Consider the following 14403-nt stretch of genomic DNA (forward strand, 5'->3'; position numbering starts at 1 on the left):
TTCCCAGTTGACCGTAATCTTTCAGGAGCCGGGTCTTGATCAGTTTTCTCCGTGGAACCGTAGCCCACGTGGGTTTGTCCACCGCCGTTATTGACCTCAACGGTGCTGGAATGAGCGTCTTCGCTACTCCGCAGACCCTGAGTCACCTCAAGGTAGGAACCGAAGCGAAACTCTTCACGTCCATGATCGTCCGTGAAGACTCCCTCACGTTGTTCGGTTTCGCCGATGATGATGAACGCGAAGTTTTCGACGTCCTGCTCAGCGTCAGCGGTGTAGGACCGCGGCTGGCGCTTGCTGTCCTTGCCGTCCATGAACCTGAAGCCATCCGCGTTGCAGCGCACACAGGCGACGGCAAGGCATTCACCAAGGTTCCCGGCATCGGGCCCAAGGTGGCGGGTCGTATTGTCCTGGAACTCGCCGGCAAGCTGGTTCCGCACGGCACCGGCTCCACTGCAGCTGCTGCCCAGGTTGCTGCGAACGCTGAATGGAAGCCGCAGGTAGTCGCCGCAATGACCAGCCTGGGGTGGTCCGAGAAGGACGCCACCGGCAGCATCGACAAGGCCATGGCGGACACTCCGGAGCTGGTTGAAGCAGGAAACGTGGCCCAAATCCTTCGCGCTACGCTGCGGTGGCTGGGCCAGGACGGCGCCCGCGCCGGCAACCGCGTAGGCAGCCGTGGCTGAGCAGTCACTCGTCAACGGGGGAGAGGAGCCGGAAGAGCGGGTCATTGAAGCCGCTCTCCGCCCTAAGAACCTGCATGACTTTGTTGGCCAGCACCGCGTCCGTAAGCAGTTGGCCCTTGTCCTTGAGGCGTCAAAAATGCGTGGACGCAGCGCCGACCACGTCCTGATGTCCGGCCCTCCAGGCCTTGGCAAGACAACTCTGGCCATGATCATTGCCGCAGAAATGAATGCACCATTGCGTATCAGCAGTGGTCCCGCCATTCAGCACGCCGGTGACCTCGCAGCCATCCTTTCTTCGCTGTCGGAAGGGGAGGTCCTGTTCCTGGACGAAATCCACCGGATGTCCCGGCCCGCAGAGGAAATGCTCTACATGGCCATGGAGGACTTCCGGGTGGACATCGTGGTGGGCAAGGGTGCGGGCGCCACCGCCATACCACTGGAGTTGCCCCCGTTTACGCTGGTGGGGGCCACCACCCGCGCCGGCCTCCTGCCCGGCCCTTTGCGTGACCGCTTTGGTTTTACCGGTCACCTCGAGTTCTACTCCGTTGCCGAACTGGAACTGGTCCTTCGGCGATCTGCCGGTCTTTTGGACCTCAAGGTGAACTCGGCCGGATTTACCGAAATTGCCGGACGATCCCGTGGTACGCCCCGTATCGCCAACCGCCTCCTTCGCCGGGTCCGTGACTGGGCCTTGGTCCACGGCATTGACCAGATCGACGCCCGGTCCGCCTCGGCTGCCTTGGACATGTACGAAGTGGATGCCAAGGGCCTCGACAGGCTGGACCGTTCCGTGCTGGAAGCACTCATTACCAAATTCAATGGCGGTCCCGTGGGGCTGTCCACCCTGGCCATTGCCGTGGGGGAGGAACCCGAAACGGTGGAGACCGTTGCCGAGCCCTTCCTGGTTCGTGAAGGTCTCCTGGGACGCACGCCCCGGGGCCGCATTGCAATGGCATCGGCCTGGACACACCTTGGCTACGCCGTCCCGGCAGGTGTGTTCGGCCAGGAAGCACTTGCGCTCTTCGGCGAGGACGAAAACCACGCTGAAAGCGTAGATACCATCGGTTAACACGCCCCGTTCAGCTTTTCCCTCTAGACTGGTATGACGCTCGGCACGTTCGAGTCCTTGATCCATGCACCCGCCCCGCGGATTTGCCAGGGACGTTGCCGTGAACCAAAACGTAAGTACAGAACGGAACTTCCCTGTGGATCCAATGACCATATTGCTGTTCGTCATGCTTGGACTCTTTGTCTTCATGATGTTCCGCCGCAACAAGAAGACCCAGCAGCAGCAGGCTGAGATGCAGTCCAAGTTCGCTCCGGGCGTCGACGTCATGACCAGCTTTGGCCTCTTTGGCCGCATCGTCTCCATCGACGAAGCCGAGAACAAGGTTGTCATCGAGCTTTCCCCGGGCAACCTGGCTACGGTCCACCGCCAGGCGGTTACCAAGGTAGTCGAGGCGCCTGTCGAGGAAGCCCCTGTCGTTCCGGACGACGCTTCTTCCCTCACTACCGCAGATGCTGAAGCTCCTGCCGCAGTTGAGACGCCCGAAGAAACCATTGCGCGCCTCAACAAAGAGGATAAGAAGGACAACTAGGATCGTCAGGCGCGGCACCCCCGCGCAAGGCAACTTCTACGGCAGCTGAGAGCCGCCGGCAAACGCTCACCAGTGTTGGCCGGCGGCTGTCCGGCGATAACAGGAAGATCGATAATGGCACGGACCGGCCCCAAAAATTCAGCCCGCAGGGTGCTGACCTGGCTTGGAGCAATATTCGTTGTACTCACCGCTGTCCTGGGTGGCGGAGTTTTGACTGGCAATGCCAGCTGGGCTCCAAAACTTGCCCTGGACCTCGAGGGCGGCACCCAGATGATCCTGGCGCCCAGGGTCGAGGGATCCAGCGATATCAACGAAGAGCAGCTCAACCAGGCAGTTGCCATTATCCGTCAGCGTGTTGACGGCTCGGGCGTTGCCGAAGCGGAAATCAGCACCCAGTCCGGCCGCAACGTCGTGGTCAGCCTCCCGGGGACGCCTTCCAAGGAAACCCGCGACTTGATCCAGGCCTCGGCCGACATGAACTTCCGGCCGGTCATCACCTACGGTGATCCTGCAGCCATCCCTGTCGAATCGCGCACGCCCGAAGACCAGCTGAACAAGCCGACGGCCGAGCCGGCGAACGCAAGTGATACCAACTGGATCACTCCCGAAGTCCAGAAGGAGTTCGAAGCACTCGATTGCGTCAATCCTTCGACGGAAAGGCGCGAACGCTCCGATCCCGCCAAGCCCCTGGTCACCTGCGAAGCTGCCACGGCGACGACTCCCGCCATCAAGTACATCCTTGGTCCGGTAGAAGTCCGGGGCCAGGACATCAGTGACTCCACCTTCTCCCAGGTACAGGGCGCCCAGGGTTCGGTCACCAACTCCTGGGGCGTGAACATCGTCTTCAACGGCGATGCCACCGAGAAGTTCAAGGCCGTCACCGAGCGGCTCAACCAGTACTACGTTGCGGCGCAGGCGCAGGGCCAGGACGACCCCAAGTCCCAGTTCGCCATCGTCCTGGACGACAAAGTCATTTCGGCTCCGCGTTCCTTGGCAGTCATCACTGATGGCCGGCCGCAGATTACCGGTAACTTCACGCAGGCCACCGCCAAGGCACTGTCTGACCAGCTCCGCTATGGTGCGCTGCCCATCAGCTTCGAGATCCAGTCGCAGGAGCAGATTTCCGCCACGCTTGGTGGGGATCAGCTTCGCCTGGGCCTGCTGGCAGGCATCATCGGCTTGTTGCTGGTAGTTGTCTACTCACTCTTCCAATACCGGGCCCTTGGCCTGGTTACCATCGCCTCGCTGGTGGTCGCCGGTGTCCTGACATATCTGGCCATTGCAATCCTCGGCTGGACAGAGAATTATCGGCTCTCCCTTGCCGGTGTTGCTGGTTTGATCGTTGCCATCGGACAGACTGCTGACTCGTTCATCGTCTACTTCGAGCGCATCCGCGACGAACTGCGCGAGGGCCGTGGTCTGGTATCGGCGGTGGAGAACGGCTGGAAGCGCGCCAAGCGCACCGTACTGGCCTCCAAGGCCGTCAACCTCCTGGCTGCCCTTGTCCTGTACTTCGTTGCCGTCGGCAACGTACGTGGCTTTGCCTTCACCTTGGGCCTGACGGCCCTTGCCGACCTCCTGGTCGTATTCATGTTCACCCATCCCATGCTTCAGGTCCTGGCACGTACCAAGTTCTTTGGCGAAGGACACCGGTTCTCCGGGCTGTCTCCGGACCGGCTTGGTGCAATTCCGCTGTATCGAGGCGCTGGGCGGCTCCGTACTCCTGCTGAGAAGCCGACGCCCGTCCGTGGACGGAACGCCGGTGCTGCAGCCGAGGCTGAGCGCCGCATGACCATCGCAGAACGGCGCCTTGCCGAGAAGGGCCAGCTGACTGGTTCCTCCAAGGCAACCAAGGAGGAGAAGTAAATGACTACGAGCTTCGCAACCTTCGGCCATGAGCTCTACACGGGCAAGCGCTCGTACAATTTTGTCGGCTCGAAGAAAATCTGGTTCATCATTGCGGCAGTCGCCGTGGCCCTCTCCATCCTGATTCCGGTGGCCAAGGGAGGCTTCAACCTTGGCATCGAATTCCGTGGTGGGTCGGAGTTCACTGTTTCCAACGTGAGCACCACTGATGCTGCCCTCGGCGAGAAGGCCGTGCACGACGTCGTACCCGGTGCCATCCCGCGCGTGGCCAACGTTGCCGGCAACACCATGCGTATCCAAACGGATCAACTGACCGACGACGAGACCAACCGGATCAAGGACGGCCTCACCAGCGCCTATGGCGTAACCGAGAACGAAGTGACATCGAACTTTGTTGGTCCCACCTGGGGGCAGGATGTCACCAGGCAGGCACTCATTGGCCTGGTGGTCTTCGTGGGCTTGGCGGCTATCCTGATGGCCCTGTACTTCAGGACCTGGAAAATGTCCTTGTCTGCCCTGGTGGGCATGCTTGTCACCATGTTCACCACGGCGGGTGTTTACGCACTGAGCGACTTCGAAGTGACGCCGTCGGCCATCATCGGCTTCCTGACGGTCCTGAGCTATTCGCTGTACGACACCGTGGTGGTCTTCGACAAAATACGTGAAAACACCTCGGATATCGCCACCTCAACGCGTCGTACTTTCGGCGAAGAAGTGAACCTGGCCGTCAACCAGACGCTGGTCCGTTCCATCAACACCATGATGGTGGCGGTGCTTCCTGTGGCAGCGATCCTCTTTATCGGTGCCGGGCTCCTGGGCGCGGGCACGCTGCGCGACCTTTCGCTGGCATTGTTCGTGGGTATCCTCATCGGTACTGCAGCGACCATCTTCATCGCCGCGCCCCTGTATGCCTGGTTGCGCCAGGGTGAACCGGAACTGGTGAAGCAGGCCCGGAAGGTAAGCCACCGCAGGGCCGAAGCCACCGTATAGCTTGCCTGCAACGCCTCTGTTGGACCAAAGAGCCGGCCTCCGCACATGTGTGGAGGCCGGCTCTTTGACTTGCCCGACTTCCCGTCATGTGCCCTCCATTTGCAGAAGCATTCACTTGCGGGAATAGACTGGGTGAATTAAATCGGTTGTGAGGGGTACTTCTGTGGAAGAACGTGCGACGTCGGCACCACCGGCGGGCGGGGAGGACGGCCACAATGCTGTGGCAGTCCCGGCAACAAGCATGGCTGGACGGACTGCGGGAGCTGTTCCGGTTGATACCCCTGGCGTGCGTCCCACATTCCCCGGACGGCGGGAACGTACCCGATCAAGGCTGGCGCGTCTGACCGGTCGGGGCGTGGCTCCTTACTCGCCGATCCTGGAACCTCTCCTGCGCACGGTGCGCGCCAACAACCCCAAAGAAGACTTTGACCTGATCCAGCGGGCCTTTACGGTTGCGGAACGAAGCCACCAGGGACAGAAACGCAAGAGCGGTGATCCCTACATCACCCATCCCGTGGCCGTCGCCACCATCCTGGCCGAGCTGGGCATGACAGGTACCACCCTGGCAGCGGCATTGCTTCACGACACCGTAGAGGACACCCCGTACACCCTGGCTGACCTGACGCGGGATTTTGGTCCCGAGGTCGCCATGTTGGTTGATGGAGTGACCAAGCTGGACAAGGTCAGCTTTGGTGAAGCCGCGCAGTCCGAGACCGTCCGCAAGATGGTCGTGGCCATGGCCAAGGACATCCGGGTCCTGATGATCAAACTGGCCGACCGCCTTCACAATGCACGTACCTGGCGTTTTGTTTCGGCAGAGTCATCCTCCCGCAAAGCGCGTGAAACGCTGGAGATTTTCGCACCCCTGGCGCACCGCCTGGGCATGAACACCATCAAGTGGGAGCTCGAAGATCTCTCCTTCGCAGCCTTGTACCCCAAGGTCTACGAGGAAATCGTGCGCATGGTGGGGGACCGGACTCCTGAGCGCGAGAAGAGCCTCAGTGTCATCCGTAACCAGATCGCCGATGACCTGCGGACGGCGAGGATCAAGGCGACCATCACCGGCCGTCCCAAGCACTACTACTCCATCTACCAAAAGATGATCGTCCGGGATAAGGACTTCGACGACATCAACGACCTCATGGGCGTCCGCGTCCTGGTTGACTCGGTCCGGGATTGCTACGCAGCCCTGGGTACCCTGCATTCGCGATGGAACCCCCTTCCGGGCCGGTTCAAGGACTACATCGCCATGCCCAAGTTCAACATGTACCAATCGCTGCACACCACGGTGATCGGCCCGGGCGGCAAGCCCGTGGAAATCCAGATCCGCACCCATGAAATGCACCGCAGGGCCGAGTACGGCGTGGCAGCGCACTGGAAGTACAAGGACCAGCCCAACCGCACGGCCCAAGGCCCGGGCAGCCCTCGCGATGGCGACATGGGCTGGTTGAGGTCCTTGGTGGATTGGCAGCAGGAAACCTCCGATCCCGGAGAGTTCCTGGACTCCCTGCGCTATGAGATCAACGCGCGCGAAGTTTTTGTCTTCACCCCCAAAGGTGAGGTCATGGCCCTGCCCGCGGGATCGACTCCTGTCGATTTTGCCTACGCGGTCCACACCGAAGTTGGCCACAGGACCATCGGTGCCCGCGTCAATGGGAAACTGGTTCCGCTCAACAGCGAGCTCAACCACGGCGACTGGGTTGAAATCTTCACGTCCAAGGCCGAAGGGGCCGGCCCCAGCCAGGACTGGCAACACTTCGTCAAGTCGGCGCGTGCACGCAACAAGATCCGCCAGTGGTTCACCAAGGAACGCCGCGAGGAAGCCATTGACCGCGGAAAGGACATGCTGACCCGTGCAATGCGGAAGCAGAACCTTCCGTTGCAGCGACTTATGACGCACGACGCCTTGTCCGCCGTGGCTGAGGATTTCCACTATGTCGATATCTCCGGGCTGTACGCAGGGGTTGGTGACGGACATACCTCCGCGCAGTCGGTGATGGAAAAACTCGTCGAGCACTTGGGCGGCCACGAGACACCGGACGAAGACCTCGACGAAGTCAGCATTCCTACGCAGGTTGCCAAGTCCAAATTCTCCGATTCCGGCGTCATCGTCCGCGGTGTTGGCGACGTCTGGGTCAAACTGGCCCGCTGTTGCACCCCCGTCCCGCCGGATCCCATCCTGGGGTTCGTTACCCGCGGCTCAGGCGTTTCCGTGCACCGGACGGACTGCACCAACGTTTCCGGGCTCCGGGACCAGCCGGACAGAATTGTGGAAGTTGAATGGGCTCCCACCCAATCGAGCGTCTTCCTGGTGGAAATCCAGGTGGAGGCATTGGACCGTAAGTCCCTGTTGTCGGACGTGACGCGGATTCTGTCCGAGAACCACGTCAATATCCTTGCTGCCTCGGTGCATACATCAAGCGACAGGGTTGCCATATCGAAGTTCGCTTTCGAGATGGGCGATCCCAAGTACCTCCACCACGTCCTGAATGCCGTACGCCGCATTGATGGTGTCTTTGATGTCTACCGAACCACTGGCAACAGGAGACGCAGCTAGCCGGCTGCAAGCCGGGTGAGTGTGGCCAGGGCACGTCGTTTGTGCGGAACCCTGGGCGCGGCTTCTACGGCGAGCATGAGGAGCCTCAGGCGGATGCCCAGGTCTTCCTTGGCCAGCAGCCGCCTCAGGGTGGGCAGTGCCCTGTCGCTCTCGACATGAAGGGCGATGTCGGACGCGGTGCGCAACGGACTGCTGACCAGCATCCCGCCCAGGCTTACAACGTCCATTTGTCCGAGCCGGACCTCGTGGAGGCTGCATGCCGTGCTTCCACGCAAGCTTGAAATGCGGTGCTTGGCATCCACCAGGAGCGAGAGATGCTCCGGAGGTTTGGCGCAGCCGTAGATCCACGCGGCTGTGAGCCGGCCGGCAACGACCTTGGTCCGGATACGTTCAGGAACGGTCAAGGCCGCCGCGCGCGCCCGGAGGCGATGGGTGACAGCAGTACCCGGCGAGGCGTAACTCTTCCCGTAGAGCGGCAGCAGGATGCCATCAAAGGCCATGCTCTGGAGTTCGTTCCACGTAAAGATCCGGTTGGGGGAGTAGAGCTCCGGGATGACCGGCTCCGATAAATGCTGGGCGGCGGCAAGCTGGGCGGCGGCAAACTGGGCGGCGGCAAGCGGGGCGGCGGCAACGGGGTCCATCCACTGATCATTGCGTGCACCCGTCCAAGCAGTACAGGCTCCGTTCCGGTTATGTGGATAACCGGAACGGAGCCTGCGGTAGTGCAAGTCCAGAAGTGCTAGGCGAGGTCGCTTGCCGAGCGCTGGATCTGGTCCAACCAGGCCTGGCGGGCCTCCAGAGCCTCACGGGCAGCCTTGATGCGGCGCTGGTCGCCCGCCTTCTCCGCCTTCTCAAGGTCATCCTTCAGGCCGGCGATGGCGGCTTCGAGCTGGGAAAGGGCACTGTTCGTGCGTGCCTTGGTCTCCGGGTTGCTCCGGCGCCACTTCTCTTCTTCGGCTTCCTTGACCGCGTCCTCAACCTTGCGCAGTCCCGCCTCGATCCGGCCCATGTCGCCACGGGGAACCTTTCCGGCGTCTTCCCAACGGTCCCTGATGGACTGGAGGGACTTCTTGGCTGCGTTGAGGTCCTTGATCGGCAGCAGGGCCTGTGCCTCGGCCACGAGCTGTTCCTTGACTACCAGGTTGGCTGTGTACTCCTGGTCGATCTGGTCGTTGGCGGCCTGGCGGTTGCTGAAGAAAACGTCCTGGGCGGCGCGGAAGCGTCCCCACAGGGCGTCGTCATCCTTGCGGCTGGCACGGGGCGTGGCCTTCCATTGGTCCATCAACCGACGGTATTCGCCGGCGGCAAATCCCCAATCGGTCGATGAGGAGAGGGCTTCGGCTTCCGCGATAAGGGCTTCCTTGGCGGACTTGGCAGCCGAGTTATTGCTGTCCAGCTGCGAGAAGTAGGCGCGGCGGTGGCGGTCAAAGACCGTACGGGCCGAACGGAACCGCTTCCACAGGGCGTCCTCGTTGCTTCGGCCCAGGCGTACGCCGCTCTTCTGCGCCGCCTTCCAGGTTTCAAACAATTCGTTCATGCGGGCGCTGGAGGTCTTCCACTGGATCTGGGCAGGATCCTGCCCGGCAATGGTCTCTGCCTCGGACACGATCGCTTCACGCGCTGCGAGTTCGCCCGCCCGCACGGCTTCGTGTGCTGCCTTCTCCGATTTTTCCAGCTCCACGATCTGGGTGGAAAGGGCATCCAAGCGTGCTTCGGCGGAACGGATGTCGCCCACCATGGTGCGCTCTGCGAGTTGCTCGCGAAGATGGGTGACAGTCTTTTGCATGTCCGTGGCCGGAGCCTTGGATTCCACCCGGTGTTCCAACAGAACTACCTGGGCAATGATGTCGTCGAACTTCCGTGCAAAGTAGCCCAGGGCCTCATCAGGGCTGACCCCCGGATACTGGCCGACCGGGATTTCCTCACCATCGAGCGTCAGGAACACATGGCCATCACCTTCAGCGCGGCCCCATTTGGCGGCCTCGGCAAGCGAGGCGGCGGACACGGCCGGAGCGGCAGGAACGACGGCGGCCGGTGCCTTGGGGCGCGCGGCAAACGCTGCGGGCGTGGGGACCACGGATGGTGTCGGGCGCAGTGCGGCCGGTTCTGTTGCCGCTGTTTCGGGCCCCGGGGCTGGAACAGCTGCCGGCTCCGCTGCGGGCGCCGGTGCCGGCTCCCCTGCGGGCGCCGTTGGCTCGTCCACAGGAGCTGCCTCGTCAACGGGTGCTTGTTCTGGTGCAGCTGCCGGCGCGACGGGGGTTTCGGCAGGGTCGGGGCTGTTGGCCTCGACTGCCTCTTCTTCGTTGGCCTCTACTGCTGTTTCGTCGGATTTCTGACTGTCTGTCACCGCTAAAAGTCTTTCGCTTGGAGGGACTGCTAAGGTAATGCACCCCGGGCCGGGGCCAAGGGCTGGTTACTTCAGAGAAAACGAGTCTATCGTGACAGGTGCCACAGGGGCGCCGTCAGTGCTGCTTTGGCCGCTTTTCAGGCCTGCGGCCGCGATGTTGGTGACCACGTCCAGTCCGCTGGTTACCTTGCCCACAATGGTGTATCCGCCAGCGGTGTCAGCGGGAATGGTGGTGTCCTTGTAGACGATAAAGAACTGGTGCCCGTTGCCGTAGGCGTTGTTGCCACTGCGGGCCACGGCAATGGTTCCCGCCGGGTACTTGTTGTCAGCAGGGGTGTTTTCGAGGGGGCCCCACCGGTAGTTGGGGTCATCCGCACCGTCTTCGGAGGTGGCGCCGCATTGCAGGACCCCGAACGTCTCCGACGTCGTCAGGCGGTGGCAGAACTTCCCTTTGTAGTAATTGGCGTCGCCCAGCGACTTGAAGACCGCTGCCGCCTGGGGTGCTGCCGTTCCATTGAGTTCTATGCCCACCACGCCGCTGTTCAGCGCCAACTCACCGGTGAAGGTCTTGCCCGCTGCGGTATCCGGGCTGGGAACATCGGCACTGTTGGATGCCGGTGCGGACGGGGAGGCAGAGGGAGAGCTGAGTCCGGCTTCCGCCGCCGCAAACTCTGCCTCGGTCGGGTTGGAGCTGAAGGCCGTCAGTTGAAGCACGACGGCGAGGACCACTGCCGCTGAACCCGCACCGATGGCGATGGCGTTGTCGCGTTTGCGCCGCTTGCCCTGTTCCTGCCGCAGGGCACGCTTGGCTTCCATCTGCCTGATGCGCCGTTTCGCTTCGCGGTCATCCCGCGACCTTGTTGCCAAGAGTCCTCCTGATTGTGTCCACTTTCCGGGGCAGCCGACAGGAACCCGGGCTTGCTGCATTAGATGTGCACGCGCGGAAAGCATAAACTGGCTGCCGCACATAGTTTATGCATGACCGGCTGGACGCCCGCGGTGTAAACGCCGAACGGGCGTTTTAAAAGCTGCGGGTGCCAGGACAGCGTCAATTTCTTCGAGGAGACATTTCCACCATGGCACGTACCGCCTCCCTGTCCGGATTCCCCGAGTGGCTTCCCCAGGAGCGGTTGGTGGAGCTCCATGTGCTGGATACGCTCCGCAAGACGTTCGAGTTGCACGGGTTCTCCTCCATCGAGACCCGCGCGGTAGAGACCGTGGGACAACTGCTCCGCAAGGGCGAAATCGACAAAGAGGTCTATGGGCTGAGCCGGCTCCAGGACGACGAGGGCGAGTCTGCCAAGCCAAACGGATCGGATAAAGCAGATCCCAATGCCCTGGCGTTGCACTTCGACCTCACTGTTCCGTTCGCCCGCTACGTGGTGGAGAATGCCGGCTACCTGGCATTCCCTTTCCGTCGCTACCAGATTCAGAAGGTATGGCGTGGGGAGCGGCCGCAGGAGGGCCGTGCCCGTGAATTCACCCAGGCGGACATCGATGTGGTGGGCGATGGCGACTTGCCGTTCCGTTATGACGTCGAGATTGCCCTGGTGATCGCCGAGGCCTTGGGCGCATTACCCATTCCGGATTTCCGGCTCCGCATCAACAACCGGAAATTGGCAGAAGGTTTTTACCGCGGCATCGGCCTGACGGACACTGCCGGAGTCCTGCGCAGCATCGACAAACTGGAAAAGATCGGTGCCGACAAGGTGGCCGGGCTACTCAAGAGCGAGCTCGGCGCCACGGAGGAACAAGCTCGTCTGGCCCTCCAACTGGCCGGCATCCGCACCGAAGATGCCTCGTTCGTCCAGGAGGTCCGGGCACTGGGAGTCACCGACGACCTCCTCGAGGAAGGCCTGAACGAGCTGGAGCAGGTCATCCAGGCGGTCGTCCAGCGTGCACCCGGCAAGGTGGTTGCCGATTTGAGTATTGCCCGTGGACTGGATTACTACACGGGAACTGTGGTCGAAACGGTCTTGGTGGGCCACGAGCAGCTTGGCTCGATTTGCTCCGGTGGCCGATACGACGCCCTCGCCAGCAAGGGCAACCGCAAGTTCCCCGGCGTCGGGCTGTCCATCGGTGTGACGCGCCTGGTTTCGCGCATCCTCAGCCAGGAACTGGCAGTGGCCACACGGTCGGTGCCCACGGCAGTCCTGGTTGCCCTGAACACCGATGAGAGTTGGTCTGCGGCCCAGGATATCGCTGCCCAATTGCGGGGGAGGGGCATCGCGACCGAAGTTGCAGCAAAGGCCGAGAAATTCGGCAAGCAGATCAAGTTTGCCGACCGCCGCGGCATTCCGTTCGTGTGGTTTACCGACGACGACGGCAAGCACCAGGTCAAGGACATCCGCACCGGTGAGCAAGTGGATGCCGACCCTGCCATCTGGACGCCGTCGGAAGAGGACTTGCACGTCCGCGTCACCACCGCCTGATACAGGCATCGCTTACAGAAATAGCTGGCTCCGCCCCTTGGCGGGAGCCGTGGCCGGGGCGGGTAAACTCGGACGGGACCGTCTTTGCTGCGGTCCCTATAAATTTCATGCTGAAAGGAATGCTGTGCTGCGCACACATGACCTCGGATCACTTCGCTCCGAGCACATTGGACAAACCGTTACCCTGGCCGGCTGGGTGGGCCGCCGCCGTGATCACGGTGGCGTTGCATTCGTTGACCTGCGTGACGCGTCCGGTGTCGCCCAAGTGGTGGTCCGTGAGGAAGAGGTCTTCCATGGCCTGCGGAACGAGTACGTCCTGCAGGTGACAGGTACCGTCAACAAGCGTCCCGAAGGCAACGAAAACCCGGCTCTGGCCACGGGCGACATCGAGGTCATCGCTGAGACGGTAGTGATCCTCAACACCTCGGAGCCCCTTCCGTTCCAGATCGACGAACACGTTGAAGTCGGCGAGGAAGCCCGCCTGAAGCACCGTTACCTGGACCTTCGCCGTCCGGGCCCCGCCCGCAACATGCGCCTGCGTTCAGAGGCCAACCGCGTGGCCCGTGAACTGCTGCACCAGCGCGGCTACGTCGAAATCGAAACGCCCACGTTGACGCGTTCGACGCCGGAAGGCGCCCGCGACTTCGTTGTTCCGGCACGCCTTGCTCCGGGTTCCTGGTACGCCCTGCCGCAGTCGCCGCAGCTTTTCAAGCAGCTGCTCCAGGTTGGCGGCTTCGAAAAGTATTACCAGATTGCCCGTTGCTACCGCGATGAGGACTTCCGCGCGGACCGCCAGCCGGAGTTCACCCAGTTGGATATCGAAGCCAGCTTCGTGGACCAGGACGACGTCATCGAGCTGGGCGAAGCAATCGTCAAGGCTCTCTGGCAGCTGATCGACGTTGAGGTTCCCACGCCGATCCGCCGCATGACCTACCTGGATGCCATGGCCAAGTACGGCTCCGACAAGCCGGACCTTCGTTTCGGCGTGGAACTGACGGAGCTCACTGAGTTCTTCAAGGACACCAACTTCGGTGTCTTCAAGGCCCCCTATGTTGGCGCAGTGGTCATGCCCGGCGGAGCCTCACAGCCTCGCCGGACGCTGGACGGCTGGCAGGAATTCGCCAAGCAGCGTGGACACAAGGGCCTGGCCTACGTCCTGTTCAAGGAGGACGGTGAACTCGCCGGCCCCGTTGCCAAGAACCTCACGGAGGCAGAGCGCGACGGCCTGGCCGACGCCGTCGGTGCCAAGCCGGGCGACTGCATCTTCTTCGCCGCCGGGGAGAAGTCGGCAGCGCGCGCGCTGCTCGGCGCTGCCCGCGTGGAGATCGGCCACCGCACCGGGCTGATCGATCCCAACGACTGGGCATTTGTCTGGATCGTGGATGCTCCCATGTTCGAGCCCGCCGCTGCGGCCGTTGCCTCCGGTGACGTTGCCGTGGGTGGTGGCCAATGGACGGCTGTGCACCACGCGTTTACCTCCCCGAAGCCCGAGTTCCTGGACACCTTTGACAAGGACCCGGAGTCCGCGCTCTCCTACGCCTACGACATCGTGTGCAACGGCAACGAGATCGGCGGCGGTTCCATCCGTATCCACCAGCGCGAAGTGCAGGAACGCGTGTTCCAGCTCATGGGCCTGGACAAGGAAGACGCCGAAACCAAGTTCGGCTTCCTGCTTGAGGGCTTCAAGTACGGCGCGCCTCCCCACGGCGGAATGGCCCTCGGCTGGGACCGTGTAGTGGCCTTGCTGGCCGGCGTGGAGTCCATCCGCGATGTCATTGCCTTCCCGAAGTCGGGCAACGGCTACGACCCCCTCACGGCTGCTCCGGCGCCGATCACCCCGCAGCAGCGCAAGGAGGCGGGCGTGGACTTCAAGCCCGAATCCAAGCCCGCAGCAAAGCCGGACGCCGCGTCCGAATAAGTAGCAGCCAAT

Annotated in this window: 11 protein-coding genes; 8 read left to right on the plus strand and 3 right to left on the minus strand. The window is 62.3% G+C overall.

The genetic code is table 11. The features are described 5' to 3' along the window. The first annotated feature begins 35 nt into the window (after positions 1 to 35). The 6 genes from ruvA (at position 36) to AC6JA3_RS09730 (ending at position 7694) form a co-directional block, all read left to right on the plus strand. Complete coding sequence (ruvA, locus tag AC6JA3_RS09705; RefSeq protein WP_026540833.1) at positions 36 to 683, plus strand: Holliday junction branch migration protein RuvA; 648 nt, start codon at positions 36 to 38, stop codon at positions 681 to 683. Continuing rightward, positions 676 to 1752 (plus strand): Holliday junction branch migration DNA helicase RuvB, encoded by a 1077-nt coding sequence (gene ruvB, locus AC6JA3_RS09710; RefSeq protein ID WP_026540832.1) that lies wholly within the window; start codon positions 676 to 678, stop codon positions 1750 to 1752. Before ruvA ends, ruvB begins: the two co-directional genes overlap by 8 nt. 145 nt (positions 1753 to 1897) lie before the next feature. After that, the gene (gene yajC / locus AC6JA3_RS09715; protein ID WP_026540831.1) at positions 1898 to 2281 is read left to right on the plus strand and encodes a preprotein translocase subunit YajC; all 384 of its coding nucleotides are present in this window, start codon (positions 1898 to 1900) and stop codon (positions 2279 to 2281) included. A gap of 114 nt (positions 2282 to 2395) precedes the next feature. Continuing rightward, positions 2396 to 4147 (plus strand): protein translocase subunit SecD, encoded by a 1752-nt coding sequence (secD, locus tag AC6JA3_RS09720; RefSeq protein ID WP_026540830.1) that lies wholly within the window; start codon positions 2396 to 2398, stop codon positions 4145 to 4147. Continuing rightward, the gene (secF, locus tag AC6JA3_RS09725) at positions 4148 to 5137 is read left to right on the plus strand and encodes a protein translocase subunit SecF (protein ID WP_026540829.1); all 990 of its coding nucleotides are present in this window, start codon (positions 4148 to 4150) and stop codon (positions 5135 to 5137) included. Between the two features lie 163 nt (positions 5138 to 5300). Beyond that, positions 5301 to 7694 carry a RelA/SpoT family protein gene (locus AC6JA3_RS09730; RefSeq protein ID WP_026540828.1) on the plus strand — a complete coding sequence of 798 codons (2394 nt, stop codon included), beginning with the start codon at positions 5301 to 5303 and terminating at the stop codon, positions 7692 to 7694. Here AC6JA3_RS09730 and AC6JA3_RS09735 read toward each other — a convergent pair. The 3 genes from AC6JA3_RS09735 to AC6JA3_RS09745 all read right to left on the minus strand — a co-directional run bounded on the left by AC6JA3_RS09735 (position 7691) and on the right by AC6JA3_RS09745 (position 10908). Then, positions 7691 to 8335: a hypothetical protein gene (locus AC6JA3_RS09735; protein WP_497920105.1), complete on the minus strand. Its 645-nt coding sequence runs from the start codon at positions 8333 to 8335 to the stop codon at positions 7691 to 7693. The genes AC6JA3_RS09730 and AC6JA3_RS09735 overlap by 4 nt on opposite strands. Before the next feature lie 98 nt (positions 8336 to 8433). Beyond that, positions 8434 to 10041 (minus strand): DUF349 domain-containing protein, encoded by a 1608-nt coding sequence (locus AC6JA3_RS09740; RefSeq protein WP_497920106.1) that lies wholly within the window; start codon positions 10039 to 10041, stop codon positions 8434 to 8436. A 66-nt stretch (positions 10042 to 10107) separates the two neighbouring features. Next, a complete protein-coding gene (locus AC6JA3_RS09745) occupies positions 10108 to 10908 on the minus strand; it encodes a peptidylprolyl isomerase (RefSeq protein WP_026540825.1) in 801 nt (266 codons plus the stop codon). 209 nt (positions 10909 to 11117) lie between these two features. Between AC6JA3_RS09745 and hisS the strand changes: the two genes are divergently transcribed. Both hisS and aspS read left to right on the plus strand, forming a co-directional pair. After that, entirely contained in the window at positions 11118 to 12473 is a 1356-nt protein-coding gene (gene hisS, locus AC6JA3_RS09750; RefSeq protein WP_497920107.1) for a histidine--tRNA ligase, read from the plus strand. Positions 12474 to 12597: 124 nt separating this feature from the next. Further along, on the plus strand, positions 12598 to 14391 hold the full coding sequence (gene aspS / locus AC6JA3_RS09755) for an aspartate--tRNA ligase (protein WP_026546889.1): 1794 nt from the start codon (positions 12598 to 12600) through the stop codon (positions 14389 to 14391). Positions 14392 to 14403 lie beyond the last annotated feature (12 nt).

Source organism: Arthrobacter sp. TmtSoilC79 (genome assembly GCF_059739405.1).